22 protein-coding genes are annotated in these 26,146 nt (G+C 67.6%); 15 read left to right on the plus strand and 7 right to left on the minus strand.

What is annotated here, in order from left to right; all coding sequences use genetic code 11:
• Positions 1-4: 4 nt before the first annotated feature.
• Positions 5-1,510, minus strand: a complete 1,506-nt coding sequence (locus OE647_RS01915) for a sulfatase-like hydrolase/transferase (RefSeq protein WP_263719895.1) — start codon at positions 1,508-1,510, stop codon at positions 5-7.
• A gap of 73 nt (positions 1,511-1,583) precedes the next feature.
• Between OE647_RS01915 and OE647_RS01920 the strand changes: the two genes are divergently transcribed.
• The 3 genes from OE647_RS01920 to OE647_RS01930 all read left to right on the plus strand — a co-directional run bounded on the left by OE647_RS01920 (position 1,584) and on the right by OE647_RS01930 (position 3,768).
• The gene (locus tag OE647_RS01920; RefSeq protein ID WP_263719896.1) at positions 1,584-2,369 is read left to right on the plus strand and encodes a DeoR/GlpR family DNA-binding transcription regulator; all 786 of its coding nucleotides are present in this window, start codon (positions 1,584-1,586) and stop codon (positions 2,367-2,369) included.
• 2 nt (positions 2,370-2,371) lie between these two features.
• Positions 2,372-3,142, plus strand: a complete 771-nt coding sequence (locus OE647_RS01925) for an inositol monophosphatase family protein (protein ID WP_263719897.1) — start codon at positions 2,372-2,374, stop codon at positions 3,140-3,142.
• Between the two features lie 344 nt (positions 3,143-3,486).
• Entirely contained in the window at positions 3,487-3,768 is a 282-nt protein-coding gene (locus OE647_RS01930) for a hypothetical protein (RefSeq protein WP_263719898.1), read from the plus strand.
• A gap of 448 nt (positions 3,769-4,216) precedes the next feature.
• Here OE647_RS01930 and tdh read toward each other — a convergent pair whose 3' ends face one another.
• The 4 genes from tdh to OE647_RS01950 all read right to left on the minus strand — a co-directional run bounded on the left by tdh (position 4,217) and on the right by OE647_RS01950 (position 8,100).
• The gene (tdh, locus tag OE647_RS01935) at positions 4,217-5,242 is read right to left on the minus strand and encodes an L-threonine 3-dehydrogenase (protein WP_263719952.1); all 1,026 of its coding nucleotides are present in this window, start codon (positions 5,240-5,242) and stop codon (positions 4,217-4,219) included.
• Between the two features lie 8 nt (positions 5,243-5,250).
• On the minus strand, positions 5,251-6,444 hold the full coding sequence (locus OE647_RS01940) for a glycine C-acetyltransferase (RefSeq protein ID WP_263719899.1): 1,194 nt from the start codon (positions 6,442-6,444) through the stop codon (positions 5,251-5,253).
• Positions 6,445-6,590: 146 nt separating this feature from the next.
• Complete coding sequence (locus OE647_RS01945; RefSeq protein WP_263719900.1) at positions 6,591-7,151, minus strand: helix-turn-helix domain-containing protein; 561 nt, start codon at positions 7,149-7,151, stop codon at positions 6,591-6,593.
• A gap of 31 nt (positions 7,152-7,182) precedes the next feature.
• Positions 7,183-8,100 (minus strand): LysR family transcriptional regulator, encoded by a 918-nt coding sequence (locus tag OE647_RS01950; protein ID WP_263719901.1) that lies wholly within the window; start codon positions 8,098-8,100, stop codon positions 7,183-7,185.
• 95 nt (positions 8,101-8,195) lie between these two features.
• Between OE647_RS01950 and OE647_RS01955 the strand changes: the two genes are divergently transcribed.
• The 6 genes from OE647_RS01955 to OE647_RS01980 all read left to right on the plus strand — a co-directional run bounded on the left by OE647_RS01955 (position 8,196) and on the right by OE647_RS01980 (position 16,720).
• The gene (locus OE647_RS01955) at positions 8,196-9,404 is read left to right on the plus strand and encodes a pyridoxal phosphate-dependent aminotransferase (RefSeq protein WP_263719903.1); all 1,209 of its coding nucleotides are present in this window, start codon (positions 8,196-8,198) and stop codon (positions 9,402-9,404) included.
• Positions 9,405-9,415: 11 nt separating this feature from the next.
• A complete protein-coding gene (locus tag OE647_RS01960) occupies positions 9,416-10,624 on the plus strand; it encodes an acyl-CoA dehydrogenase (RefSeq protein ID WP_263719904.1) in 1,209 nt (402 codons plus the stop codon).
• A 106-nt stretch (positions 10,625-10,730) separates the two neighbouring features.
• A complete protein-coding gene (locus OE647_RS01965) occupies positions 10,731-12,920 on the plus strand; it encodes a thiamine pyrophosphate-dependent enzyme (RefSeq protein ID WP_263719906.1) in 2,190 nt (729 codons plus the stop codon).
• Positions 12,917-13,960, plus strand: coding sequence for an ACP S-malonyltransferase (locus OE647_RS01970; protein WP_263719907.1), 1,044 nt, complete (start codon positions 12,917-12,919; stop codon positions 13,958-13,960). The genes OE647_RS01965 and OE647_RS01970 overlap by 4 nt, the downstream gene beginning before the upstream one ends.
• Complete coding sequence (gene amaB, locus OE647_RS01975) at positions 13,957-15,456, plus strand: L-piperidine-6-carboxylate dehydrogenase (protein WP_263719908.1); 1,500 nt, start codon at positions 13,957-13,959, stop codon at positions 15,454-15,456. Before OE647_RS01970 ends, amaB begins: the two co-directional genes overlap by 4 nt.
• 181 nt (positions 15,457-15,637) lie before the next feature.
• Positions 15,638-16,720, plus strand: a complete 1,083-nt coding sequence (locus tag OE647_RS01980; protein ID WP_263719909.1) for a saccharopine dehydrogenase family protein — start codon at positions 15,638-15,640, stop codon at positions 16,718-16,720.
• A gap of 115 nt (positions 16,721-16,835) precedes the next feature.
• Here the strand turns inward: OE647_RS01980 and OE647_RS01985 are convergent, their stop codons facing one another.
• Positions 16,836-17,867, minus strand: coding sequence for a trans-3-hydroxy-L-proline dehydratase (locus tag OE647_RS01985; RefSeq protein ID WP_263719910.1), 1,032 nt, complete (start codon positions 17,865-17,867; stop codon positions 16,836-16,838).
• Between the two features lie 54 nt (positions 17,868-17,921).
• Positions 17,922-18,587, minus strand: coding sequence for a TetR family transcriptional regulator C-terminal domain-containing protein (locus tag OE647_RS01990; protein ID WP_263719912.1), 666 nt, complete (start codon positions 18,585-18,587; stop codon positions 17,922-17,924).
• 460 nt (positions 18,588-19,047) lie between these two features.
• On the opposite strand from OE647_RS01990, the gene OE647_RS01995 reads away from it, so the two are divergent.
• The 6 genes from OE647_RS01995 to OE647_RS02020 all read left to right on the plus strand — a co-directional run bounded on the left by OE647_RS01995 (position 19,048) and on the right by OE647_RS02020 (position 25,792).
• Complete coding sequence (locus OE647_RS01995; RefSeq protein WP_263719914.1) at positions 19,048-19,278, plus strand: hypothetical protein; 231 nt, start codon at positions 19,048-19,050, stop codon at positions 19,276-19,278.
• Positions 19,279-19,469: 191 nt separating this feature from the next.
• Entirely contained in the window at positions 19,470-21,623 is a 2,154-nt protein-coding gene (locus OE647_RS02000; protein WP_263719915.1) for an FAD-dependent oxidoreductase, read from the plus strand.
• Complete coding sequence (locus OE647_RS02005) at positions 21,620-22,261, plus strand: CDP-alcohol phosphatidyltransferase family protein (RefSeq protein ID WP_263719916.1); 642 nt, start codon at positions 21,620-21,622, stop codon at positions 22,259-22,261. Before OE647_RS02000 ends, OE647_RS02005 begins: the two co-directional genes overlap by 4 nt.
• Positions 22,262-22,263: 2 nt before the next feature.
• Positions 22,264-23,451 (plus strand): ABC transporter substrate-binding protein, encoded by a 1,188-nt coding sequence (locus OE647_RS02010; protein ID WP_263719918.1) that lies wholly within the window; start codon positions 22,264-22,266, stop codon positions 23,449-23,451.
• Positions 23,448-25,157 carry an ABC transporter permease gene (locus tag OE647_RS02015; protein WP_263719919.1) on the plus strand — a complete coding sequence of 570 codons (1,710 nt, stop codon included), beginning with the start codon at positions 23,448-23,450 and terminating at the stop codon, positions 25,155-25,157. The genes OE647_RS02010 and OE647_RS02015 overlap by 4 nt, the downstream gene beginning before the upstream one ends.
• A complete protein-coding gene (locus OE647_RS02020; RefSeq protein ID WP_263719920.1) occupies positions 25,154-25,792 on the plus strand; it encodes an ATP-binding cassette domain-containing protein in 639 nt (212 codons plus the stop codon). The genes OE647_RS02015 and OE647_RS02020 overlap by 4 nt, the downstream gene beginning before the upstream one ends.
• Positions 25,793-26,146 lie beyond the last annotated feature (354 nt).

A 26,146-nucleotide genomic window follows, 5' to 3' on the forward strand; every position in this document is an offset into this window, starting at 1 on the left:
GCGCTCAGGTCGTCAGGTGGCCGTGCCGCGTGGCCCGTGTGCGGGCGAACAGCCCTTCGGCATGGGCCATGCGGTGGTTCAGAAGCTGCTGCGTCAGGGCCAGAAGCAGCGGCGCCTCTGCCGGATCGGTGGCCCGGTTCAGCGCCCCGGGCCCGTCGCGCCGGTCGAAAAGCAGGGGCGGCAGGCCGCCGTTGAAATGCACCAGCACATGTGTCCCGGTCCTCAGGATCGCGAGGTTGCAACGCTCCGCCGGCAGGCCCAGTGACCGTTCCCAGATCGTCGGCGCCGCCGGGTCGGCGAAGTCCAACTCCGACACCGTGTAGCTGCGCCAATCCGGCGGCGTGTCGCCCTGGATCAGCGGCAGAAGGCTCCGCCCGTCCATCGTCGTAGGCCGCGCCTGCCCGACCCAGTCAAGGATCGTTGGCGTGATGTCGATCGATTCCGTCGGCGCGTCGGTCGCGATGCCGCGCGCGCCCGTCGCGCGGGGGTCACGGATGATCAGCGGCACATGCCAGGCAGGCGCGTGGTAGTTCATCTTGCCCCAGGCGTGATGGTCGCCCAGCATCTCGCCATGGTCGGCGGTCACGACGATCAGGGTGCGGTCGTACTGACCGCTGTCCTTGAGCCATGCGATCAGGCGGCCCAGATGATGATCCACCTCGGCGGCAAGGCCGAGGTAGAGCGCGCGGAGCGTGCGGATCGTGTCGTCCGTCGCCTCTAGGTCCGGGAAGCCCACGACCATGTCGGCGGCGGTATTTGCGGCAAGGGCGGGGGCGACGAAGGGGTGGGCGGCCTCCGCTGCGCTCCGGTCGGCGCGGCCTACTGGCAGGGGCAGGGACGCGGGGTCGATCAGGCGATTCCAGGGTTCGGGCGCGACCAGCGGAGGGTGCGGGCGCAGGTAGGTCAGATGCGCGAACCAGCCGGGGCGCGAGGCGCGCAGATAGGCGATCGTCTGGTCGGTCAGGAAGGCGGTGTCGCTGTCCTCGGCCCGGTAAAGGGCCGGATCGGTCAGGTTCGGCCCGCTTTGGCGGAAGTTGTCGGGATAGTCGGGGACATCATAGCCACGGGCGATCAGATGCGCGCGCCAGGGGATGCTTTCCTCCATCCGCATCTCGACGACCTCGTCGAAGCCGGGAATAACCTCCTCATAGGATTTCACGGCCGGGTCGTTTGGGTGATGGACGCGCGGATCCTTGGCGATGTCGGTGTAGCCGAACAGCAGCGGCTGGTAGCCCGCCTTGCGCGCCTCGGTCGCGAGGTTCGGCTTGTCATGCGGCAGGGGCGTCCCGTTTCGGACTGAGCGATGGTTCATCGCGTATTGCCCGGTCAGCAGCGAGGCGCGCGCCGGTCCGCAGGGATTGGCGACCGAATAGTGATTGCGGAAGGCCATCGCATCGTCCGCCAGTGCCCGGATGTTCGGAAGCACGGCATGATCGGCAAGCGCGCCCCAGAGGCAGTCCGCCCTAAGCTGGTCGATCACGACGAAAAGCACGTTCTCCGGCTGCGTCATCGCTGGCCCTCCGCGATTTATCGTGTGGCTTAATGTGTGGAAATATGTGTAAATCTTTTTTGAGAGGTAATCCATGCCGAAAAGCAGACCGGCCAAAGCCAGCCACCGCGAGCACGAGCTTCTGGAAGTGCTGCGCCGCTACGGCGGCTCGGCACGCAATGGCGAGATTGCGCGCGTGCTCGACGTGTCGGAAGAAACCGTCCGTCGGCTGGCAAAGCGGCTTGAGCGCGACGGGCAGGTCGAGCGGATGCATGGCGGCACCTTGCTGGCAGGGGCGGAGCCGGGTTTTCACCACCGCGCAGCACAGAACACCGACGGCAAGTCGCGCATCGCCGCCGCCGTCGCCGAGGAGATCCAGGACGGCATGTGCCTGTTTCTCGACGTGGGCTCGACGACCAAGTTCGTGGCCGAGGCGCTGCGGGTCCGACACCGGCTGATGGTCGTCACGAATTCGCTCCTGGCCGCGCAGGCTCTGGCCAACCACAACGACAACCGCGTGTTCCTGACAGGGGGTGAACTGGGCGGGGAGGAGCGCGGCAGCTATGGCCCGCTGGCCGAGGCGGCGATCCGCGGCTTTGCCTTCGACGCGGCGATCCTGTCGGCCAACGGCGTGTCGGAGCGCGCGGGCTTCACCGTCTACAACCCCGCCGAGGCGAGTATCGCGCGGCTTGCCGCTTCGCGCGCGCGCCGCTGCATCGTTTGCGCCGATCAGGAAAAGTTCGGTCGCGAGGCGCCGGTCGTGACCGTGCCGGTCGACGGGGTCGACCTCATGGTCACCGACCGCGCCCCGCCAGAACCCATCGCCCGCGCGCTGGCGCTGGCCGAAGTCGTTACGATGATCGCCCGCAGGAAGGAATAGCCATGGCCGCCCGCGCCCGCCTCGAAGACGCCATCGCCATCGCCGAGGCCGCGCGGCCCGTCGCCCTGTCGCACTTCCGGACAAGTCTGGGGGTCGAGTTCAAGGCCGACGAAAGCCCGGTGACGATTGCCGACCGCGCGGTCGAAACCGAGGTCCGCGCGATCATTGCCGACCGCTTCCCCGGCCATGGGATCTTCGGCGAGGAACATGGCGTCGAAGGCGCCGACCGCGACGATCTTTGGATCGTCGATCCGATCGACGGCACGCGCAGCTTCATCACCGGGCATCCGCTTTTCGGCTTTCTTCTGGCCAAGCTCCATCGCGGTCGGGCGGAGCTTGCCGTCGTCTCCATCCCCCCGACGGGTGAGGTCTTTTCTGCCGGGCGGGGGCAGGGCGCCTTTCTGAACGGCGTGCCCATCCGCACCTCGGGACGAACAGAGGCGGAGGGCGCGGCGGTCTACATCAACGAGGGCGAAAAGATCTGGCGCGCGGACGCCGCGGTCTTTGCCCGCCTGATGGATTTCGGAAAGACCCGGCGGCTGTCCTGCGACTGCTACCCCTACGGGCTTCTGGCGATGGGCAGCGTCGATGTCGTCATCGACTTCGACCTGCAACCCTACGACTACCACCCTGTCGCCCTTCTTGTCGAAGAAGCCGGGGGGGTGATGACCGATTGGGACGGGCGCGCCCTGGGCATGGGCTACAACGTCCCCGTCGTCGCTGCGGCAACGGCGGAACTGCACGCAAGGGCCTTGGCGGTGATAGGCGGATAAGCGGCAGGGCCCCCGGGGGAAAAGCGTCCTTCGAACTCCCGCAGATCAACGATAAAGGCCGCGACGCGGGGCAAGCGCGCAAGTGCCTGCACTTTGGCGCTTGCGAGGGCCGCTGCACCCCCTTAGGCGAAGGAACGCATGCCCGCCGATCTCAGGCATGAGTTTCTGCCCGACGACCAGTCGCGCATGGGTTGAAATTTCGAACAGGCGGTGGGAATGATGCCCTGCCTTGAGGGGGCCGAGTCAGGCGGACCATCAACCCGCCGATGATCTTTTCGCCCGACCTGACGCCACTTCTGGGGTCGCATCCGGCGCCCCGCAATTATCCCTGCGCGAAGGAGAGGATGTCGGGCTTCAACCAGGGGTCGGGCATGGGCAAGCTGATCGCCGACCGGATGACCGAGGGCGAGCCCGCGATGGACGCCTTGGCCTGGGACCTGGCCCGTTTCGGTGTGCGGGCCTCGGGTCGGCGTGATGCGCCCAGCTGTCGGCGGCCGAACTGGCGGTCGCCCGTCGCCGACGAGGGCCGCCGGATCTACGAGGCGGCTGGGCTGGTCGGGCTATCGGCCCTCGCGCGGTCCGAGATCCGTGGGCCGGGGCGACGGCCTGGCCCGACCGTCCGCTGACGGGGCGCCTGCCCGAACTGGGATTGGAGGTTCTCAACCGTTCCTGCGATCCTGCCGGTCCGCACCTGTGCGACCCCGCATCGCGCGAAATTCTGGCCCAGGTGGCCGAGGGCGATCTTGGCAGCGCGCCTTCCCCTTTCTCTCGGCGGGCCCGGTGATGCGCGAGCGCATCGCCACCTTCGCCGTCGATGCCGGGTCCGGCGCCATCGGGGGGCGGTCTTTATGGACGGCGAACCCGTGGGATCCCTCGCCACGGGCGGCTGGGGGCCCTCGACCGGACAGCATGGCGCTAGGGGATATGGCCCGCCCGACGCCTGGCGACCCGGCGCCGCCTACCCGGGTCGCGGTCCTGGGCCGCCCGCGTGCCGTGGCGCTGTCACCGCGCCCGCTTCACGACCCGGATGGCCTTCGGATACGGGCCTGACGCCCGTTCTATCCCCCGTCCAAACTATCCCCAGTCCAGAACCACCTTGCCGCTTTTGCCGGAGCGCATGACCTCGAACCCCTCGCGGAAGTCATCGACCTTATAGCGATGGGTGATCACACGGCGGATATCGAGGCCGTTTTCCAGCATCGCGATCATCTTGTACCAGGTCTCGAAGATCTCGCGCCCGTAGACGCCCTTGATCATGATCGCCTTGAAGACGATGCGCGACCAGTCCACCGGCGACTTGCCCGGCGGGATGCCGAGCATCGCGATCCGCCCGCCCATCACCAGGTTTTCCACCATCTGGTCGAGCGCGGCCTGATTGCCCGACATCTCCATGCCGACGTCGAAGCCCTCTTTCATCCGCAACGCGCCCTCGACCTCGCGCAGGTCCTGCTTCGCCACGTTGACGGGCACCACGTCGGTCACCTGCGCCGCCAGGTCCAGCCGGTCCTGGTTCACATCGGTGATGACAACGTGACGCGCGCCGACATGGCGGGCGACGGCGGCGGCCATGATGCCGATGGGCCCGGCGCCGGTGATCAGCACGTCCTCGCCGACCAGATCGAAGGACAGCGCGGTATGGACCGCGTTGCCCAGCGGGTCGAGGATCGCGCCGATCTCGTCATCGATCTCGTCGGGCAGGGGGACGACGTTGAAGGCGGGCAGGCGCAGGTATTCGGCGAAGGCGCCCTGTTCGTTCACCCCGATTCCGCGTGTGGCGGGGTCCAGGTGGAACTTGCCCGCCCGGCTTTGCCGCGACTGCTTGCCGATCAGGTGCCCCTCGCCCGAACAGCGCTGGCCGATGGAGAGCCCCTCCACGTTCTTGCCGATCTCCACGATCTCACCGGCGAACTCGTGGCCGGTGACAAGGCCCACCGGCACGGTCTTGGCCGCCCAGTCGTCCCAGTTCCAGATATGGATGTCGGTGCCGCAGATCCCGGTCTTGCGGATCCGGATCAAGACGTCGTCGGGTCCGATCTCAGGCACCGGGCGGTTTTCCATCCAGAGCCCGACTTCGGGTTTCGATTTTGCCAGCGCCTTCATGTCGTTTCTCATCGGATCGCCCCCACGGCCTTGCCCGCGCCCCGGAAGGCGTCGAGCGCGAAATCCAGATCGTCCCGGCTCAGTTTCGCGTTCATCTGCGTGCGGATGCGCGCCTGCCCCTTCGGCACCACCGGAAAGAAGAAGCCGGAGACATAGACCCCCCGGTCGTAAAGCGCCGAGGCCATCGCCTGCGCGAGCTTCGCGTCCCCCAGCATCACCGGGATGATCGGGTGCTCTCCCGGCAGCAGCGTGAAGCCAGCCTCCGTCAGCCCGGTGCGCCAGTAGCGGGCGTTCTCGAAAAGCTGCGCGCGCAGGTCGTCCGCCGCCTCGACCAGATCGATGGCGGCAATCCCTGCGGCCACCACGGCAGGCGGCAGCGCGTTCGAGAAGAGGTAAGGCCGCGCGCGTTGACGCAAGAGGTCGACGACGGGCTGCGGCCCAGCGATATAGCCGCCAAGCGCCCCGCCAAGGGCCTTGCCCAGCGTGCCGGTCAGGATATCGACCTCCACCCCTGCGTGGGCCGGCGTGCCGCGCCCCTGGGGGCCCATGAACCCCGTCGCGTGGCAGTCGTCCACCATGACGAGCGCGCCATATTTCTCGGCCAGCGCGGTGATCTCGGCCAGCTTCGCCAGGTAGCCGTCCATGGAAAAGACGCCGTCCGTCGCGATCATGACAAAGCGTGCTCCGTCGGCGCGGGCAGCCTGCAACTGCGCCTCAAGATCCGCCATGTCGGAATTCGCGTAACGGTAGCGCCGGGCCTTGCACAGCCGGATGCCGTCGATGATGGATGCGTGGTTCAACGCGTCTGAGATGATCGCATCCTCCGGCCCCAGAAGCGGCTCGAAGAGCCCGCCATTGGCGTCGAAACAGGCCGCGAACAGGATCGCGTCATCCTTGCCGAGGAAGCGGGCGATTCGCGCCTCCAGCTCCCGGTGCAGGTCCTGGGTGCCGCAGATGAACCGGACCGAGGCCATGCCGTAGCCGTGATCCTCCATCGCCGCCTTTGCCGCCGCGATCAGCGCCGGGTGGTCGGCCAGGCCAAGGTAGTTGTTGGCGCAAAGGTTCAGCATGTCGCGGCCCGCGACCTTCACATGCGCGCCTTGGGCCGAGGTGATCAGCCTCTCGCGCTTCATCAACCCGTCGGCCTCGATGGCCTCAAGCGTTTGGCCAAGGTGATCCAGAAACCCCTGCGTGTCCGGCATGACAGACTCCATTCCTATATGGCGGAAAAATATCCGCGATCACGGAAAAGTCAATATGCCGGAATGAAATCCACTATAGCGGAACATGCTTCATTCTGGCCGAAATACTCCCGGGGGGTGCGGGGGGCAGGCGGCCGCCCGCCCTCTCAGCTGTTATGCACGATCAGGATCGCCCGCGCCGCGCCGTCCCCCGCGGCGATGCGATGCGGACGGTCGGCGAAATAGCGGGCGGTGTCACCGGTCCGGAGGTCCTGGCGATCCTCGCCCGAGACGACCTCCAGCGCGCCCTCCAGCACGGTCAGGCTTTCCCGGCACCCCGGCCCGTGCGGATCGCTGTCCAACAGGCCCTCGGCGTCGAAGCGCAGGTCATAGACCTCGGTTTCCCCCACCGCATCGGCGGGCGACAGGATGCGGATGCGCACCCCCTTGCCCCGGCCCGCGATGACCGGCACGGCCTCGGCCCGGATCACGTCGATCCCCGGGGCGGCGCGCCCTTCCAGTAGCCCCGCGAAATCGACCTGGAGCGCTTGGGTCAGGTTCCAAAGCGTGGCGACCGTGGGGCTCGATTCGCCCCGTTCGATCTGGCTGACCATCGAGCGGCTGACCCCCGAGAGCTTCGCCACCGCATCAAGGCTCAGGCCCTTGGCGCGGCGCGCCTGCTTGAGCGAGGCGGCAAGACGGTCGTGGATGTCGGGGCGCGTGTTCATGATCCAAGGGTGAGGCGGCGCGGGGGAAAGGTCAACGGGGCAGCATGTCCTCGCCATCCGGATCGGCGGCCTCGTCCAGCAGCCAGTCCCGGAAGGCCTGAAGCGGCGGGTACCACTCGCCCACGCGCGGCCAGACGAGGTAGTAGCTGCCCTCCCCCGCCACCGGCGCGCCCCAGGCGGCAACCAGCCGCCGGTCGGAAAGTTCGGCCTTGGCCAGGAACTCGGGCAGGAGCGCGACGCCCAGCCCATGGATCGTCGCCTGGATCATCGGGGCGAACTGGTCGAAGAGCATCCCCTGGGGCGGCGCGCCCTCCACGCCATGGGCGCGGAACCAGCCCGCCCAGGCATTGGGCCGTGTCTCCAGTTGCAGAAGCGGCAGCCGCGCCAGGTCCGAAGCCTCGCCCACGGGGTTGGCGGCGAGGAATTCGGGCGAACAGGTCGCGATCAGCCGCTCGTCGAACAGCTTGACCGTGCCCGCGCCCGGCCAGCTGTCGGTGCCGAAGTGGATCGCGGCGTCGAAGCCCTCTTCCTCGAAATCGAAGGGGCGCAGCCGGGTGCCGAGGTTGATGGTGATGCCCGGATGCGCCGACAGGAAGCGCGGCAGCCGGGGCGCCAGCCAGCGCGTGCCGAAGGTCGGAAGGATCGCAAGCGCCAGCGTGCCGCCGCCGGTCCCCGCGCGCAGCCGCATCGACCCGCGCGAGATCAGGTCCAGCGCCTTGCCCACGTCGCGGGCATAGGCCAACGCCCGGTCGTTCGGCTTCAGCCGGCGCCCCTCGCGCAGGAAAAGCTGCACGCCCAGTTGCGCCTCCAGGTTCTGGATCAACCGGCTGACCGCCCCTTGCGTCAGATCGAGGTCACGCGCCGCCGCCAGCGTCGAGCCGGTGCGGCAGGCGGCCTCGAATGCCGTCAGCAGGCTGATCGACGGCAGAAGTCGGCGAGGAACGGCCATATATGTGCTCCATGCATATAATACCGCCGCAATAGCAGTATTCCGCGTCCGAAAAAAGGCGCATATAGCATATGCCCAGAGTCAGGAGCCGCAGGATGCCCCAAGATCCCTTCCGCCGTGCCACACGCATCGCCGCCGTGGAGCTGTCGGAGATCATCCAGGTTTCCGAGGCCGCCGCCGCCCTGAAGCGCGCGGGGCGCGACGTGATCTCGCTCGGCACCGGAGAGCCCGACTTTCCCACGCCCCCGCATGTCGTCGCCGCGGCCCATGAGGCGGCGCTGCGGGGTGAGACGACCTATACGCCGACCGCCGGGACGCCCGCGTTGCGCACCGCGATCGCAGCGGCCTGCGAACGCGAGAACGGCTATCGCCCGGAACCGGCCGAGGTCATCGTGTCCACCGGGGCCAAGCAGGTGATCTTCAACGCCTTCTTCGCAACCCTCGACGCCGGCGACGAGGTGATCCTGGCCGCGCCCTACTGGACGAGCTACCCCGACATGGTGGCCGTCTGCGGCGGCACGTCTGTCGTCGTTCCGACCGACGCCGCGACCGGCTTCAAGCTGACGCCTGATGCTCTGGCGGCAGCCATCACCGGGCGCACGCGCTGGGTGCTCCTGAACTCCCCCGGCAACCCCTCCGGCGCGGTCTATGCGCCCGCCGAACTGGAGGCGCTCGCGGAGGTTCTGCGCGGCGCGCCCCATGTCGGCATCATCGCCGACGAGATCTACCAGCATATCTGCTACGTCCCCTTCGCCTCGTTTCGCACCGTGGCGCCGGATCTTGCCGGGCGCATGCTCATCGTGAACGGCGTGTCGAAGTCCTACGCGATGACCGGCTGGCGGATCGGCTGGGGGATCGGGCCAAGACGGCTGATCGAAGCCATGGCGGCGGCGCAGGGGCAGGCGACCTCCGGCGCCTCCTCCGTCGGCCAGGCGGCCGCGCTGGCGGCGATCTCGGGCGACCAGCAGTTGCTGGCCGAGCGCAACGACGATTTCCGCGATCGCCGCGACATGGTGCAGAGCGCGCTGAACGCGACCGGACTGATCCGCTGCGCCTCGGCCGAAGGGGCGTTCTACCTGTTCCCCGATTGCACGGCGACCTTCGGAAAGACCGCGCCCGACGGCGCCGTGATCGACTGCGACGCCGATTTCACCGCCGCGCTGCTCAGCGCCGAAGGGGTGGCGCTCGTGCCCGGCCGCGCCTTCGGGCTTCCCGGCCATTTCCGCCTGTCCTACGCCTATGCACGCGCCTCCCTGGCCGAGGCCTGCACCCGCATTGCCCGATTCTGCCAATCGCTGACCTGAGGAGACCGCCCATGGCCCTGAAGCCCAAAGATGCCCCCGACCTGTCCCGCTTCGATTGGGAAGATGCCTTCCGCATGGAGGACCAGCTTTCCGAGGACGAGCGCATGATGCGCGACAGCGCCCGCGCCTACGCGCAGGAAAAGCTGATGCCCCGCGTCACCGCCGCCTTCCGCGAGGAACACACCGACCCCTCGATCTTCCGTGAGATGGGGGAGATGGGGCTTCTGGGCGTGACCGTGCCCGAGGAATACGGCGGGCTCGGCGCCTCCTACGTCGCCTATGGCCTCGTCGCGCGCGAGGTCGAGCGGGTCGACAGCGGCTACCGCTCCATGATGTCGGTGCAATCCTCCCTGGTGATGTATCCGATCTACGCCTACGGCTCTGAAGAGCAGCGGCAGAAATACCTCCCGAAGCTCGCCTCGGGTGAATACATCGGCTGCTTCGGCCTGACGGAACCGGATGCCGGATCGGACCCCGCCGGCATGAAGACGCGCGCGACCAAGACCGCGAACGGCTATGTGCTGAACGGGTCGAAGATGTGGATCTCGAACGCGCCCATCGCCGATGTCTTCGTCGTCTGGGCGAAGTCGGAGGCCCATGGCGGCAAGATCCGCGGCTTCGTGCTCGACAAGGGCATGAAGGGGCTCTCCGCCCCGAAGATCGGCGGCAAGCTCTCCTTGCGCGCCTCGATCACCGGCGAGATCGTGATGAATAACGTCGAGGTGGGCGAAGACGCCCTCCTGCCCAATGTCGAAGGGCTGAAGGGCCCGTTCGGCTGCCTCAACCGCGCCCGCTACGGGATCAGCTGGGGCGTCATGGGCGCGGCCGAGGCCTGCTTCCACGCGGCGCGCCAATACGGTCTTGATCGCAAGCAGTTCAACAAGCCGTTGGCTCAGACCCAGCTCTTCCAGCTCAAGCTCGCCAATATGCTGACCGAGATCAGCCTGGGCCTGCAGGGGTCGCTGCGCGTCGGGCGACTGATGGACGAGGCGAAGGCCGCGCCCGAGATGATCTCCATCGTCAAGCGCAACAATTGCGGCAAGGCGCTCGACATCGCCCGCTGGGCGCGCGACATGCATGGCGGCAACGGCATCCAGGAGGACTTCCACGTCATCCGCCACATGGTGAACCTCGAGACGGTGAACACCTACGAGGGGACCCATGACGTGCATGCGCTGATCCTTGGCCGTGCGGTCACCGGACTTCAGGCGTTCTTCTGATCTCTTCTTTTCGAAAATATCCCCGCCGGAGGCTCCCTTCGGATCCGTTGGAAGCCTCCGGCGGGGATATTTGGAAAAAGAAGAAAGCATAAGAGAGACAGGGACGATGGATCGCGCTGATATCGTACACGAGAATTTCCTGCGCCGGGTGGCGGCGCGCGACCTGCCGCCGGGCGCGGCGCCCTCTGGGGCTTTGTCGCGGGCGGAGGCGGTTGCCGCCTATCGGGCGGGGTGTCTGACGCGCGCGCTCGACCGGCAGAGCCGGGCGATGCAGAAAGCGGGGCAGGGCTTCTACACGATCGGGTCCTCGGGGCACGAGGGGCTGGCGGCGGTCGCGCTGGCGCTTCGGCCCACCGACATGGCCTTCCTGCACTACCGCGATGCGGCTTTTCAGATCGCACGCGCGAGGCAGGTTCCGGGCCAGTCGATCGCCTGGGACATGCTCCTGAGTTTCGCGGCCTCCTCCGAGGATCCGATTTCCGGCGGGCGGCACAAGGTGCTGGGGTCGAAGGCGCTGAACATCCCCCCGCAGACCTCGACCATTGCCTCGCATCTGCCGAAGGCCGTGGGCGCGGCCTATGCGGTCGGTGCGGCGCGGCGTCATCGGCCCGAGCATCAGGAACTGCCGGACGATGCGATCGTCTATTGTTCCTTCGGGGACGCTTCGGCCAACCATTCGACCGCGCAGGGCGCCTTCAATACCGCACAGTGGACGTCCTATCAATCGATCCCGCTGCCACTGCTTTTCGTCTGCGAGGACAATGGCATCGGCATTTCCACAAAGACACCCAAGGGCTGGATCGCGGCGACGTTCGGGAACCGGCCCGGGTTGAAGTATTTCCACTGCAATGGCCTCGACATTTACGAGACCTACCGCGTAGCGCAGGAGGCCGCGGCCTATGTCCGCAATCGCCGCAAGCCCGCCTTCCTTCATGTGGGGACGATCCGGCTTTACGGGCACGCCGGTGCCGATGTGCCGACGACCTATCTGTCGCGGGAGGAGGTTGAAGCGGAGGAGGCGAACGATCCGCTTCTGCATTCCGTCCGGCTTCTGGACCAGGCGGGGGCGATGACGCCCGGCGACTCGCTGAAGGTCTATGAGGAGACCTGCGCGCGGGTGGCGCGTGTGGCCACGGATGCGGTCCAGCGGCCGCGTCTGAAGACGGCGGCGGATGTCATGGCCTCTCTCATCCCGCCGAAACGGGTCTGCCGCCCGACGAACGGCCCCTCGGCCGAGGCGCGGGCCGCGGCCTTCGGCGGCGATCTGAAGGCGATGGAGGAGCCGCAGATCCTGTCGCGGCTGATCAACTGGACACTGACGGACCTGATGCTGGCCCATCCCGAGATCGTCATGATGGGCGAGGATGTGGGCCGCAAGGGCGGCGTCTATGGGGTGACCCAGAAGCTGACGCAGCGGTTCGGACCCGACCGGATGATCGACACGCTGTTGGACGAACAGTCGATCCTGGGCCTTGCCATCGGCATGGCCCAGAACGGGTTCGTGCCGATGCCCGAGATCCAGTTCCTCGCCTACCTCCACAATGCCGAGGACCAGATCCGGGGGGAGGCCGCGACGCTGCCCTTCTTCTCGAACGGGCAATACACCAACCCGATGGTGCTGAGGATCGCGGGGCTTGGCTATCAGAAGGGCTTCGGCGGGCATTTCCACAACGACAACTCGGTGGCGGTCCTGCGCGACATTCCGGGCGTGATCCTCGCCTGCCCCTCGAACGGGGCGGACGCGGCGCGGATGCTGCGGGAATGCGCGCGGCTCGCGCGGGAGGAGCAACGGGTCGTGGTCTTCCTGGAGCCGATCGCGCTTTACCCGATGCGGGACCTGCATGCGGAGAAGGACGGCGGCTGGATGCGCCGCTATCCCGACCCGTCGGAGGTGATCCCGCTGGGCGAGGTCGGCGTGCATGGCGCGGGCGAGGACCTGGCCATCGTGACCTTCGGCAACGGCTATTACCTTTCGCGGCAGGCGGAACGGCGGCTGGCAGAGGCCGGCGTCAAGGCGCGCGTCATCGACATGCGCTGGCTGTCGCCCCTTCCAGCCGAGGCGTTGGTGGAGGCGGTCAAGGGCGCGCGCCGCATCCTGATCGTGGACGAGACGCGCCGGTCGGGCGGGGTGGCCGAGGCGCTGATGGCGCTTTTCGCGGAGCGGACCGATGTGCCGAAGGCGCGCCTGACGGCCGAGGACAGCTTCATCGCGACGGGGCCCGCCTATGCGGCGACGATGCCCTCGGCCGAGGGCATCTATGAGGCGGCGATGGCGCTGATCGGGGGGGCGGAATGAAAACGGCCGTTGTCATCTGCCCCGGCCGGGGCACCTATACAAAGACCGAGCTTGGCTATCTGGGGCGGCATTTCCGCGACCGGGGGTTGATGAACGCCTTTGATGGCCTGCGCGCCGCGCAGGGGCAGGACACGCTCAGCGCGCTCGACGGGGCGGCGAGCTATTCGGTGGCACGGCATACGCGGGGTGACAATGCCTCGGCGCTGATCTACGCGGCGACGCTGGGCGATTTTCGCGCCATTGACGAGGGCGCGGTGAAGGTCGTGGCGGTCACCGGCAACTCCATGGGCTGGTATTCCGCGCTTGCCTGCGGTGGCGCGCTGAGCGCCGAGGCGGGCTTCGAGGTCGTCAACACCATGGGCACGCTGATGCAGCAGTCGCTGATCGGCGGGCAGCTGATCTATCCCTTCGTGGGAGAAGACTGGCGGCCCGAGCCCGCGCGCAAGGCCGAACTTCTGGCCCTTGTGGACACGATCGCGGCCCGCGCCGATCATGTGCTGACGCTGTCGATCGACCTGGGCGGGATGCTGGTCCTGGCGGGGAACGAGGCAGGGCTTGCCGCGTTCGAAGCGGCGGTGCCGGCCGTTCAGGGACGCTTCCCGATGCGGCTCGCCAACCATGCGGCCTTCCACTCCGCGCTTCAGGCGCCAGTCGCTGAACGGGGCCGCGCGCGGCTTTCGCCCGCGCTCTTCGGCCAGCCGCGCCTGCCGATGATCGATGGACGCGGCGCGATCTGGTGGCCAGGGGCCACCGACACGCAGGCCCTTTGGGACTACACGCTTGGCCACCAGGTGACCGAGACCTACGACTTCACCCATGCGATCCGGATCGCGGCGCGCGAATTCGCGCCCGATCTCTTCATCGTCACCGGCCCTGGCACCACATTGGGGGGCGCGGTCGCGCAGTCCTTGATCCTGTCGGACTGGCGCGGCATGGGATCGAAAACCGATTTTCAGACACGGCAACAGGCGGCGCCGGTGCTGATCTCCATGGGAATGGAAGATCAGCGGGCGGCCGTCACTAAGGGAGACCAGAGATGACCCATGAAGATATCCTCAAGGCCGCGGGCCTGACGCAGGACGAACTGACGGGCGGCACGCTGGCCGTACATTCGCCCATCGACGGGGCGGAGGTCGCGCGTATCCGCGAAACCGCGCCCGCCGACATGCCTGCCGTCATCGCCAGGGCGCAGGAGGCCTTCAAGGCCTGGCGCCAGGTGCCCGCGCCGCGGCGGGGCGAGTTGGTGCGGCTCCTGGGCGAGGAACTGCGCGCGGCCAAGGCCGAACTGGGGGCGCTGGTGACGCTGGAGGCGGGCAAGATCACCTCCGAAGGTCTGGGCGAGGTGCAGGAGATGATCGACATCTGCGACTTTGCCGTGGGCCTCAGCCGGCAGATCTACGGGCTGACCATCGCCTCCGAGCGCCCCGGCCACCGCATGATGGAGACCTGGCACCCGATGGGCCCCTGCGCGGTCATCACCGCCTTCAACTTCCCCGTCGCGGTCTGGTCCTGGAACACCGCTCTGGCGCTGGTCTGCGGCGATCCGGTGATCTGGAAGCCGTCGGAAAAGACGCCGCTGACGGCCTTGGCCTCGATGAAGATCATGGAGCGCGCGCTCAAGCGTTTCGGCGATGCGCCGGAAGGGCTGGTGCAGCTTGTCATCGGCGGCCCGGCCATCGGCGAGGCGCTGGTGAATTCGAAGGACGTGCCGATCGTCTCGGCCACCGGATCAACCCGCATGGGCGGCATCGTCGGGCCGAAAGTCGCGGCGCGCTGGGGTCGGCCGATCCTGGAACTGGGCGGCAACAACGCGATGATCGTTGCGCCTTCGGCCGACCTCGACATGGCGGTGCGCGCCATCGTCTTTTCGGCGGTCGGCACGGCAGGCCAGCGCTGCACCACTCTGCGCCGCCTGATCGCCCACAACTCGATCAAGGACGATCTGGTGGCGAAGCTCGTCAAGGCCTATGGCAGCCTGCCGGTCGGCGACCCGCGCAAGGGCACCACGCTGGTCGGGCCGCTGGTCGACCATGGCGCGCGCGACCGGATGCAAGCGGCCCTGGAACAGGCGCGCGCCGAGGGCGGCAAGGTTCATGGCGGGCGCACCGTGGCAGAAGGCGTGCCGCAGGGCGGGGCCTATGTGGAACCCGCGATTGCCGAGATGCCCGCCCAGACCGACACGGTCCGGACCGAGACCTTCGCGCCGATCCTCTACGTCATGGGCTATGATGAACTGGAGGAGGCCATCGCCATCCAGAACGACGTGCCGCAGGGCCTGTCGTCGTGCATCTTCACGCTGAACATGCGCGAGGCGGAAACCTTCTTGTCGGCGGCCGGATCGGACTGCGGGATCGCCAACGTCAACATCGGCCCCTCGGGCGCCGAGATCGGCGGCGCCTTCGGCGGCGAGAAGGAGACCGGCGGTGGCCGCGAAAGCGGCTCGGACGCCTGGAAGGGCTACATGCGGCGCCAGACCAACACCATCAACTACGGCGCGACCTTGCCCTTGGCGCAGGGGGTGAAGTTCGACTTCTGAGGCGCGGGATCCTTCCAGAGGGTCAATGCAGGCCGGTCGGCATAATGCCCGACCGGCCTGTCTTATTTCTTGTTTCAATAATAAATTTCGTCGGAATGATCGGCGCAATCGCCATCACAATCCGGCAATATGCGTCGGAAAGGGGCATTCGGGCCCCGGGCGACGAAAGAAGGAACAAGAGATGTCGTTCACTAAAGTGGCCGTTCTGGGCCTTGGGAAGGTCGGGCACCTGGCGGCGGAGCTGCTGGCGGAAGCGGGGTTCGAAGTGACGGGGGTCGATGCGCGCGAGGTATCGGGCTGCCCCTTCGCCGTGAAGCGCGTGGACATGACCGACACCGCGGCGCTGAAGGCCGTGCTTGGCGGGCAAGAGGCGGTGCTGTCCTGCCTGCCCTATCACCTCAACATCGGCGTTTCGAGCGTGGCTCATGAGTTGGGGCTGCATTACTTCGACCTGACCGAGGATGTCCCGACCACGAACCATATCCGGGAGCTGTCGAAGACCGCCAAGGGCATCATGGCGCCGCAATGCGGGCTTGCGCCCGGGTTCGTGGGTATCGTCGGGGCCCACCTGGCCGAACAGTTCGAGAAGGTCCGCTCCATCCGCCTGCGCGTGGGCGCACTGCCGCAGAACCCGACCGGGCTTTTGGGATACGCCTTCAACTGGTCGCCGGAGGGGGTCGTTAACGAATACCTCAACGACTGCGAGGTGATCGAGGAGGGGGTGCGCAAGACCGTCTCTGCCATGGAATGGCTGGAGACGATCTATATCGACGGCGTGCACCTTGAGGCCTTCACGACCTCCGGCGGGCTTGGCACCATGTGCGAAACCTACGCGGGGCGGGTGGAGAACATCGATTACAAGACCATGCGCTATCCCGGGCATGTGTCGCTGATGAACTTCTTCTTCCATGAGTTGCTGATGCGTGAGAACCGCGAGGCGGCCGGCAAGATCCTGACCCATGCCAAGCCCCCGGTCGACGAGGACGTGGTCTATGTCCATGTGGCGGCTGAAGGCTGGGTCGAGGGGCAGTTGAAGCGTCGCGAGTTCGTGCGCGCCTACTATCCGCTTGAAATCGGCGGCAAGCGGCGCACGGCGATCGCCTGGACGACCTCCGCCTCGGTCGTGGCGGTGATCGAGATGGTGCGGTTGGGCATGATCCCAGCCAAGGGCTTCCTGAAGCAGGAGGAGATCCCGCTGACGCCCTATCTGGCGACGAAGACGGGAAATTACTACAACCTCGGGCATCGCGGCCGCGGGCAGTGATCCCAAGGCGCGCGCGCCCTCAGGGCGCGCGCAAGCGATCTGTCGCGCCGTCCGCCACTGCGGACGGCGCTCCGCCTTTTGCCTCCGGCGGGGTATTTTGGCAATGAAGACGGGGCTAGTCGCGCGCACCCCAGGTGTCGGACAGGCGGTAGCCCTCCGGCCAGGGGTCCGACGGGTCGAGCATGTGCTGGTGGGTGCCGGTGATCCAGCCGCGGCCCGAGATTTCCGGGATGATCGCGGGACGTCCGGCGACCTCGGCCAACGCGGCGATGCGGCCGGTGAACTCCGACCCGATGATCGAGCGCGAGGTAAGGCTTTGGCCTTCGCGCATGCGGCCTTGGGCATGGAGCAGCGCCATGCGCGCGGAGAGCGCGGTTCCGGTGGGCGAGCGGTCGATCTTGCCCGGCTGGATGGTGACGGCGGAGCTGGTCCGGAAACCCTCGGGCGCCTCTTCGAGCGGACCGGCGAAGAGGCAGAAGGAGATGTGGTCCCAATCCGGCTGTTCGGGATGCGCGAAGCCCAGTTGCGCGTTGGCGGCTGCGGTGATCCGGGTGCCGAGGCGCGCGATGTCCCGGGCCTCGTCCGCGGCGATCGCGAAGCCGAGGCTGGCGGCGTCCACGATCACGAAGCTGTCTCCGCCATAGGCGGTATCGACGGTCAGGGAACCGATGCCCTCGACCTCGATCCGTTCGGCCATGCGCACGGCGAAGGAGGGCAGGTTGCGCACGGTGATGCGTTCGGCCTTGCCGTTGCGGCATTCGGCCCGGACCCGGACCAGGCCGCCGGGCGCCTCGAGCGTGAGTTCTGTCACGGGTTCGGTCATGGGCAGGAGGCCCGCGTCCAGGAGCACGGTCGCAACGCAGATGGAGTTCGAGCCCGACATCGGGGGCGTGTCCTCCGGCTCCATGATGATGAAGCCCATCTGCGCCTCGGGGTGCTTGGGGGGCACCAGCAGGTTGACGTGCCGAAAGACCCCGCCGCGGGGTTCGTTCAGCATGAAGCGGCGCAGCGACTGGTCGCGGGCGATGAAGCTGCGCTGATCCCAGAGCGTTTCGCCCGGAGGCGGGGCGACGCCGCCGACGATGACGTCGCCGACCTCGCCCTCGGCGTGGCAGCTGATGGTGTGGATGACCTTTGTGGTGCGCATGGGGACCTCGGGAGCTGGGGTGGGGTGGCCTGCGGTCGGTGCCCCGAAGGCGTCTCAGGCGCTGGTCTTGGGGCCTTCGGTCGTGAAATGGTCGGGGAAGAAGGCGGCCGCGCTGGCATAGACGGTCGTCAGCGCCTCCGCTCGGCTATAGGGCATGTTCATCGTCATCATGTCGAGCCACACACCTTCGAGCATGACGCGAAGCACCCGCGCGACCAGCGTCGGGTTGTAGTCATATCGCCCCTCGCGGGCCAGTCGCTCGCAAATACCCAAGAGCACCTGGAAATATTCGGCGTCGTTCGATCCGCAGTGTTCCTGGTAGAGCGGACGGCACTGCGCCTCGCCCCAGTAGGCGCACCAGGCAGCCAGGCGTTCTGGGGTGCAGATCTCGGGCGAGAAGTCGGCCCGGATCATCGCGTCGAGCCGATGCGCGGGGTCATCGGGCGCGCGGTCCAGGGCCGCTACCCAATTGGCGCGATACTCCTCGGAGAGGAAGACGAGCGTCTCGGTCAGAAGCTTCTCTTTCGTCTCGAAGTGGAAGTTGACGAGACCGTGGGAAAGACCGGCGCGGTTCGCGACATCGGTCAGGGTCGTGCGGGCATAGCCGCGTTCGGCGATCGTCTCGATCGTGGCTTCGATGAGTTGCTGGCGCCGCGCCGCGCGGCTCAGCTTGCGCGGCTGCGCGGGGTCTGCTTTCGATCTGGCCGCGGCTGCGTTCATCGGCGTCCTCTCTCCGGCAGGGCTTCGTTGCTGCGGCGCCTTAATAGAGCCAAATCCGCATCCTGCAACTAAGGATATTGTGAGTTGAATATTTGGCCGATCTTTCGGCGGAATCAGCCGGAAGGCGATTCGGTGTGGCCCGACACGCGGGAAACAGGGGCTGTAACGAGGTAAGCCTGGCGCGCGCGCCCCCCCGCACAGACGCGCGCCCCCGCACAGACATGGTGCGCGGCACCCGGCGGCCCTGGGCGATGGCCGGATGTCACGCGCTCGCGAGGCGGGGCCGGCAACTTTCGTCCCGCGCGGCGGGGGATGTTACCGGTGTTTCAAGATCAAGCGCACATCCGGGAATAACGCCGTGAACCGCCGCGACCGAGGTGTGATTTCCCCTTCGCGGGGCGGGGGCACATCTTTCGGTCAGTGGCCAACGAGCCCGACACAGACCTGAAAGGATTTAGACATGAAACGTTCCATTCTCGCCGCCGCCGCCCTGACCTTTGCCGCCGCCGGCGCTGCCTCTGCCATGACCGATCCCGGCCTGCTTTCCGCGACCGACCTTTCCGAGGCGCGGCAGGCGGCCCCGACCTCGGACCTGAGCGGTCTGACGCATGAACAGGTGCGGGCGATCGAGGCGGTGCTTTATTCCTCTGACGAGAATATCGGCGCGCAGATCCGTGCCATCCTGAACTGATCCGGTGTGGTCAGCGCGACGGGCACCCCTGACCCAAGGGGTGCCCGTTCGGCTGTAACAGCCTTGACACAAACGTGTTGCCTGTCCGGGTTCCGCGTGATCGGGATTGGCTGATAAGGTCCTGAGATCAAGTTAACTGGGCAGGTGCAGATGAGACGGGTCAGCAAATCGGCGCGGGGCGCCTTGGCCGCATGAAAAAGCCGCTGATCTTTCTGGCGGTAGCAGCGCTGGCCGTTCTGCTGGTCCAGTTGGGGGGGCGCCATTCGCTCGACCTGGAGGCGTTGCGTGGCTACATCGCAGGCTTGGCCGATCTGACCGCCGAAAGGCCGGTGCTGGTCGGGACCCTGTTCTTTGTCGCCTATGCCGCGGTCACGGCCTTTTCGTTGCCGCTGGCGGTCTGGATGACGCTTGCGGCGGGGGCGCTCTTCGGGTTCTGGTGGGGGCTTGTGGTCGTCTCCTTTGCCTCGACGCTCGGGGCGACGCTGGCGTTCCTGGCCGCGCGCTATCTGCTGTCGGACTGGGTTCATGACCGCCTGGGCGCGCGCCTTGCGACGATCGACGACGGTGTGCGGCGCGATGGCGCCTTTTACCTTTTCACCCTGCGGCTGATCCCGGCGGTCCCTTTCTTTGCGATCAACCTGCTCATGGGGCTGACGCCGATGCGCGTGGCGACGTTCTATCTTGTTAGTCAGGCGGGCATGTTGGCCGGGACTGCAGCCTATGTGAACGCGGGCACCCAGCTTGGCCAGCTCGACTCCGTCGCGGGCATCCTCTCGGCGCCGATCCTGCTGTCCTTCGGGCTGCTAGGGGTGTTTCCCTGGATCGCGCGCTTCGCCCTTTCGGCCATTCGGCGCCGGCGTCTTTATGCGCGCTGGAACAGGCCTGAGCGGTTCGACCGCAACCTTGTCGTCATCGGCGGCGGCGCGGCTGGGCTGGTGGCGGCCTATATCGGGTCGGCGCTTAAGGCCAAGGTGACGCTGATCGAAGGCCACAAGATGGGGGGCGACTGCCTGAACTTCGGTTGCGTGCCGTCCAAGGCGCTGATCCGTTCGGCCAAGCTGGCCCATCAGATGCGCAAGGCCGGGGAGCTTGGCCTGTCGCCGGTGGATCCGGCCGTGTCCTTCGGCCCTGTCTTCGCGCGCGTCCGCGATGTCGTGACCGCGATCGAACCCCATGACAGCGTGGAGCGCTATGAGGCGCTGGGCGTCGAGGTGTTGCAGGGCCATGCGCGGCTGCTCGATCCCTGGCGGGTCGAGGTCGCGCTGAGCGATGGAACGGCGCGGCAGCTCAGCACGCGCGCGGTCGTGATCGCGACGGGGGCCGCCCCTTTCGTGCCACCGCTGCCGGGGTTGGCGGACGTGGGCTACCTCACATCGGACACGCTCTGGGAGGCCTTCGCGGAGCGTGATGCGCCACCCGCGCGGATGGTCGTCCTGGGGGGCGGGCCGATCGGGTGCGAACTTGCGCAGGCCTTCGCGCGCCTCGGATCGCAGGTCACGCAGGTCGAGATGCAGGACCGGGTCATGACCCGCGAGGACCCGGAGGTCTCGGCCTTCGCCCGCGCGGCGCTTGCGGCGGATGGCGTGGAGGTGCTGACGGGGCACAAGGCGCTGGCCTGCGGCGTGACAGACGGCGGCAAATGGATCGAGGTGCAGGCGGGCGCCGACACCCGCCGCATCGGCTTTGACGAGATCATCGTCGCGGTCGGTCGCGCGGCCCGGCTTGAGGGCTACGGGCTGGAAGAGCTCGGCATCCCCGCCAAGCGCGTGGTCGAGACCAACGCCTATCTCGAAACGCTTTACCCCAACATCTATGCCGCGGGCGATGTCGCGGGGCCGTTCCAGTTTACGCACACCGCGGCGCATCAGGCGTGGTTCGCGGCGGTCAACGCGCTTTTCGGTTTCGTCAAACGCTTCAAGGCCGATTACCGGGTCATTCCCTGGGCCACATTCATCGACCCGGAGGTCGCCCGCGTCGGGTTGAACGAGCAGGACGCGCGCGAGAAGGGGATTGCGTATGAGGTCACGCGCTACGGCATCGACGACCTGGACCGCGCGATCACCGATGGGACGGCGACAGGCTTCGTCAAGGTGCTGACGGTGCCGGGGCGCGACCGCATCCTTGGGGTCACGATCGTGGGCGAACACGCCGCCGACATCCTGGCCGAGTTCGTGCTGGCGATGAAGCACGGGCTGGGGCTGAACAAGATCCTCGGCACGATCCACATCTATCCGACACTGGCCGAGGCCAACAAGTTCGCCGCCGGGGAATGGCGCAGGGCGCATGTGAACCCGGCGGTGCTCCGCTGGCTCGAATGGCTCCATGGCCGGAGGCGCGGCGTATGATCGACCGCTATCTCCTGCCCGCGCAGCGCGCGGCCCTCGCCCCGGTCGCGCGCCTGCTGGTTGCACGGGGCGTCGGGGCGGATCAGGTGACGCTGGCCGGGTTCGGGTTGGGGCTTCTGGCGTTGCCCGCGCTCTGGCTGGGGTGGTTCGGGATGGCGCTTGCCTTCATCCTGGCCAACCGGCTGGCCGACGGGATTGACGGGGCGGTGGCGCGGGTGGCGGGGCCGACCGATCGGGGGGCTTTCCTCGACATCGCGCTCGACTTCATCTTCTATGCGCTGGTGCCCCTGGGTTTCGCGCTGGCCGACCCGGCGCGGAACGCGCTGGCGGCGGCGGTTCTGATTGCGGCCTTCATCGGCACCGGATCGAGCTTCCTGGCCTTCGCCGCCATCGCCGCGAAGCGCGGGCTGAGGGCGGACCAGTACCCGGCCAAGGGCATCTATTACCTCGGCGGCCTGACCGAGGGGGCGGAGACGATCGCCTTCTTCGCAGCCGTCTGCCTCTGGCCGCAGGCCTTCCCCGCGCTGGCAGGCCTTTTCGCCGCCGCCTGCGCGGTGACGACGCTCACGCGCTGGCGCATGGGCTGGGTTGCCTTCGCCCCTGCCGCCGCCCCATACAAAGACACGATAGAGGAGTGACCATGCGCCTTCCGATCCTGACCGCCGTTCTTCTGGCGGCTGCTCTGCCGCTTCGCGCCGAAAGCTGGGACGAGATCGTCGCCGCCGCGCGCGGCCAGACGGTCTACTGGAACGCCTGGGGCGGGGATGAGCGGACCAATGATTTCATCGCCTGGGCGTCCGACCAGGTGGAGGCGCAATATGGCGTGACCATCCAGCAGGTGAAGCTTGCCGACACCGCCGAGGCCGTGACCCGCGTGGTCGCCGAGAAGGCCGCCGGCCAGGACGCGGACGGCTCGGTCGACATGATCTGGATCAACGGCGCCAACTTCCTCTCGATGAAGGAACAGGGGCTGCTTCATGGTCCCTTCGTCGCGGACCTGCCGAACGCGCGCTATCTTGACCTGTCGCCAGGGTCGGCCGCCTCGGTCGATTTCACCGTTCCGGTCGAGGGCTACGAGGCGCCCTGGCGGCTGGCGAAGTTTGTCATGACCTATGACAGCGCGCGCGTCGAAACCCCGCCCCGGTCGATGGCCGCGTTGCTGGAATGGTCGGCGGCCAACCCCGGCCGCTTCACCCATCCCGCCGTGTCGAACTTCATGGGCGCGACATTCCTGAAGCAGGCGCTGATCGAACTGACGCCGGATGCCTCGGCCCTGCAGGGCCCCGCGACGGAGGGGAACTTCGATGCCGCCACCGCGCCACTCTGGGCATGGTATGATGCGCTGCGTCCGACGCTCTGGCGCGGCGGAGAAACTTTCCCCGAAAACGCCTCGGTGCAGGAGCAGATGCTGAACGACGGGGCGGTCGATATTTCGATGGCTTTCGATCCGGCCTCGGCCGCGGCGGCGATTGAGAAGGGGTTGCTGCCCGAGACCGCACGCGCCTATGCGCTTGAGGGCGGAACGATCGGCAACATCAGCTTTGTCGCCATCCCCTACAACGCCGCCCACAAGGAAGGCGCGATGGTGGTCGCGAACTTCCTCCTCGACCCGGCGACGCAGGCCCACGCGCAGGATATCACCGTTCTGGGCAGTTTCGCGGTCCTCGACCCCGCAAAGCTGGGAGAGGCAGAGCGGGCGGCCTTCAATGCCCTGCCGACCTCGCCCGCGCTTCCGACGCTTGAGGCGCTTGGCCCGACGCTGATCGAGCCGCACCCAAGCTGGATGACCATGATCGCCGAGGCCTGGGCCGAACGCTACACCAGATGACGCGGGCCGGGGGGCGATGGCTAAGGGCGGCAGTTCTGGCGGTGGTGGCGCTGGGGCTGGTGCTGCCGATCGCCGCCGGGCTGTGGGGAACGCTTGCCGCCGCCTTCGGGCACCTGCCCGCCATCGGGGCGAATGGCCCCTCGCTTGCGCCCTGGCGGCAGCTTGTCGACCTTCCGGGCGCGCTGACGAGCCTCAGGCTCACGCTCTGGACCGGCTTTGCCTCCACCGCGTTGTCTCTGGTGCTGGCGCTGGCGGCCGCGGCCTGGGCGCATGGCCGTTTTGGACCGCGTGCCATCGGCCGCGCCATTGCCCCCTTCCTGGCCGTGCCCCATGCCGCGCTGGCGATCGGCCTGGCCTTCGTGATCGCGCCCTCGGGCTGGATCGCGCGCGGGCTCAGCCCCTGGGCGACGGGCTGGGATGTGCCCCCCGACCTCGCCATCGTCCATGACCCGGCGGGCCTGGCATTGATCCTGGGGCTGGTGATCAAGGAGGTTCCGTTCTTCCTTCTGGTGATCCTCGGGGCGCTGGCACAGGTCCCGGCCGCCGCGCAGATGCGGGCAGGCAGGGCGCTGGGATATGGCCCGGCACAGGTCTGGGCCTTCGTCATCACCCCGCAGGTCTATGCGCAGATCCGGCTGCCGGTCTATGTGGTGCTTTCCTTCGCGCTTTCGGTGGTGGACCTCGGCATCATCCTTGGCCCGTCGAACCCGCCGGTGTTGGCGGTGGCGATGACGCGCTGGTTTCTGGCCCCCGACAGCGGGCTGATCCTGCCGGCGTCGGCCGCCGCCGTCGCGCAGGCCGTGATCGCCCTTGGGGCCATCGCCCTTTGGCGCGGGACGGAGACGCTGGTGTCCCTGGCCGGCCGGGCGATCCTGCGCCGCGGGCGCAGAGGCCGGACCTGGTCGGGTGCGGCCTGGGGGGGCGCGGGGATCGTTGGCGCACTCTTGCTGCTTGGGCTGCTCTCCCTGGCGGCGCTGACCCTCTGGTCGCTCACCTGGCGGTGGAGCTTTCCCAACGTCTGGCCGGAGTCGCTTTCCCTCCACACCTGGGCGCGGCCCGGCGCGGGTTGGGGGCTGGCCGCGCTCAATACCCTTGTCATCGGCTTTGTCACGACCGCGCTGGCGCTGACCCTGGCGGTGGCCTGGCTTGAAGGCGAGGAGCGCGGCGGCCTTGCCCGTGCCCGCTGGGCCGAGGGGCTGATCTATCTGCCGCTGATCGTGCCGCAGGTCGCCTTTCTTTACGGCCTGCAGGTGGTATTCGTCCGCCTGGGCCTTGCGGGGGGGATCGGGGCCGTGATCTGGGGGCAGGCGCTTTTCGTCTTTCCCTATGTGATGATCGCCCTGTCCGACCCCTGGCGCGCGCTCGACCCGCGCCTGCTGCGCGCGGCCGCCGCCCTTGGCGCAGGTCCCATGCGGCGGCTTTTCGCGGTCCGTCTGCCGGTCCTTCTGCGACCGCTCCTGACGGCGGCCGCGATCGGCTTTGCGGTCTCGGTCGCGCAATACCTGCCGACACTGTTCCTTGGCGCCGGCCGGGTTCCGACGCTGACGACGGAGGCGGTGACCCTGTCCTCGAGCTCCGACCGCCGCGTCACCGGAACCTACGCGACGCTTCAGTCCGCGCTGCCGTTCCTCGTCTATGCCGCGGCCTTCCTGATTCCCGCCTGGGTCTTCCGCCACCGTCGCGCCCTGTCCGGAGAAACGGGATGAATGCGCTCCAACTCCTGCAAGTCCGCGTCACGCCGCGAAACGCGGAACGCCCGCTCTTCCCCGATCTGACGGTCACGATCCCGGCGGGGGAGGTGCTGACCCTCATGGGACCCTCCGGCATCGGCAAGTCGACCCTGGTCGATTTCATCGGCGGGCACTTGGGGCCGGGCTTTCGGGCGACCGGTCGGGTGCTGCTAAACGGAAGGGATATGACCGCCCTTCCGGCAGAGGCGCGCGGGATCGGCATCCTCTTCCAGGACGCGGTGCTGTTTCCGCATCTGTCAGTGGGCGACAACCTCGCGTTCGGACTGTCCGGCGCGGTGCGCGGGCGGCGCGACCGGCGCCGCAAGGTCGAAGACGCGCTGGATCGCGCGGGCCTGCCGGGTTTCTACGACCGCGACCCCGCGACATTGTCGGGCGGGCAGCGGGCGCGCGTGGCCCTGATGCGGGCACTTCTTGCCGAACCGCGCGCGCTCCTGCTCGACGAGCCCTTCGCCAAGCTCGACCCGGAGCTGCGGCAGGAGATTCGGGCGTTTGTCTTAGACCACGTTCGCGCACGCGATATACCGGTCCTGATGGTGACTCACGACGCCTCAGACGCCGAGGCTGCCGGGGGGCCGCGCATTTCGCTCTAGCCACAGGGCGAATCCGGGGACGAATCCCGGCCGCGACTCGGTGAGGGCCGGCAGAATCGCCGGTCCCGGACGGAAGAATCCCGACTCTTGCAAAAAATTCGGCTGGCTGCGGGGGCCTCAGACAGGCCTGAAGGGCCCTGAATCCCCTGAAAACCGGGATTCGCACCGCACCCGCCGAAGCCATGTGAAGCTCAAGATGAAAAAACACGATACTTTTGTGAAATTACCTCTTGCGGAGGTATGGGTGTATCCGTAAACAGCGGCTCACCGAAGCGGACGATGCTTCGGACGGCGGACGGCGGAAGTTGCGAGACGGAAGTTAGAAGCTGCGACTAACTGGAGATGAGGCGAGCG

Source organism: Albidovulum sediminicola (genome assembly GCF_025751575.1).
In the GTDB taxonomy this organism is placed as follows: Bacteria; Pseudomonadota; Alphaproteobacteria; order Rhodobacterales; family Rhodobacteraceae; genus Albidovulum; species Albidovulum sediminicola.

What these genes read in the sequence shown, in the direction of transcription:
- OE647_RS02015 (WP_263719919.1), top strand. Translation starts at nt 23,448, where the DNA reads ATGACGCGGGCCGGGGGGCGATGGCTAAGGGCGGCAGTTCTGGCGGTG.
- OE647_RS01945 (WP_263719900.1), bottom strand. Translation starts at nt 7,151, where the DNA reads ATGAACACGCGCCCCGACATCCACGACCGTCTTGCCGCCTCGCTCAAG.
- OE647_RS01960 (WP_263719904.1), top strand. Translation starts at nt 9,416, where the DNA reads ATGGCCCTGAAGCCCAAAGATGCCCCCGACCTGTCCCGCTTCGATTGG.
- OE647_RS01925 (WP_263719897.1), top strand. Translation starts at nt 2,372, where the DNA reads ATGGCCGCCCGCGCCCGCCTCGAAGACGCCATCGCCATCGCCGAGGCC.
- OE647_RS02005 (WP_263719916.1), top strand. Translation starts at nt 21,620, where the DNA reads ATGATCGACCGCTATCTCCTGCCCGCGCAGCGCGCGGCCCTCGCCCCG.
- OE647_RS02000 (WP_263719915.1), top strand. Translation starts at nt 19,470, where the DNA reads ATGAAAAAGCCGCTGATCTTTCTGGCGGTAGCAGCGCTGGCCGTTCTG.
- OE647_RS01950 (WP_263719901.1), bottom strand. Translation starts at nt 8,100, where the DNA reads ATGGCCGTTCCTCGCCGACTTCTGCCGTCGATCAGCCTGCTGACGGCA.
- OE647_RS01980 (WP_263719909.1), top strand. Translation starts at nt 15,638, where the DNA reads ATGTCGTTCACTAAAGTGGCCGTTCTGGGCCTTGGGAAGGTCGGGCAC.
- OE647_RS01920 (WP_263719896.1), top strand. Translation starts at nt 1,584, where the DNA reads ATGCCGAAAAGCAGACCGGCCAAAGCCAGCCACCGCGAGCACGAGCTT.
- OE647_RS01995 (WP_263719914.1), top strand. Translation starts at nt 19,048, where the DNA reads ATGAAACGTTCCATTCTCGCCGCCGCCGCCCTGACCTTTGCCGCCGCC.
- amaB (WP_263719908.1), top strand. Translation starts at nt 13,957, where the DNA reads ATGACCCATGAAGATATCCTCAAGGCCGCGGGCCTGACGCAGGACGAA.
- OE647_RS02020 (WP_263719920.1), top strand. Translation starts at nt 25,154, where the DNA reads ATGAATGCGCTCCAACTCCTGCAAGTCCGCGTCACGCCGCGAAACGCG.
- OE647_RS01930 (WP_263719898.1), top strand. Translation starts at nt 3,487, where the DNA reads ATGTCGGGCTTCAACCAGGGGTCGGGCATGGGCAAGCTGATCGCCGAC.
- OE647_RS01985 (WP_263719910.1), bottom strand. Translation starts at nt 17,867, where the DNA reads ATGCGCACCACAAAGGTCATCCACACCATCAGCTGCCACGCCGAGGGC.
- OE647_RS01955 (WP_263719903.1), top strand. Translation starts at nt 8,196, where the DNA reads ATGCCCCAAGATCCCTTCCGCCGTGCCACACGCATCGCCGCCGTGGAG.
- OE647_RS01990 (WP_263719912.1), bottom strand. Translation starts at nt 18,587, where the DNA reads ATGAACGCAGCCGCGGCCAGATCGAAAGCAGACCCCGCGCAGCCGCGC.
- OE647_RS02010 (WP_263719918.1), top strand. Translation starts at nt 22,264, where the DNA reads ATGCGCCTTCCGATCCTGACCGCCGTTCTTCTGGCGGCTGCTCTGCCG.
- OE647_RS01965 (WP_263719906.1), top strand. Translation starts at nt 10,731, where the DNA reads ATGGATCGCGCTGATATCGTACACGAGAATTTCCTGCGCCGGGTGGCG.
- OE647_RS01940 (WP_263719899.1), bottom strand. Translation starts at nt 6,444, where the DNA reads ATGCCGGACACGCAGGGGTTTCTGGATCACCTTGGCCAAACGCTTGAG.
- OE647_RS01915 (WP_263719895.1), bottom strand. Translation starts at nt 1,510, where the DNA reads ATGACGCAGCCGGAGAACGTGCTTTTCGTCGTGATCGACCAGCTTAGG.
- OE647_RS01970 (WP_263719907.1), top strand. Translation starts at nt 12,917, where the DNA reads ATGAAAACGGCCGTTGTCATCTGCCCCGGCCGGGGCACCTATACAAAG.
- tdh (WP_263719952.1), bottom strand. Translation starts at nt 5,242, where the DNA reads ATGAAGGCGCTGGCAAAATCGAAACCCGAAGTCGGGCTCTGGATGGAA.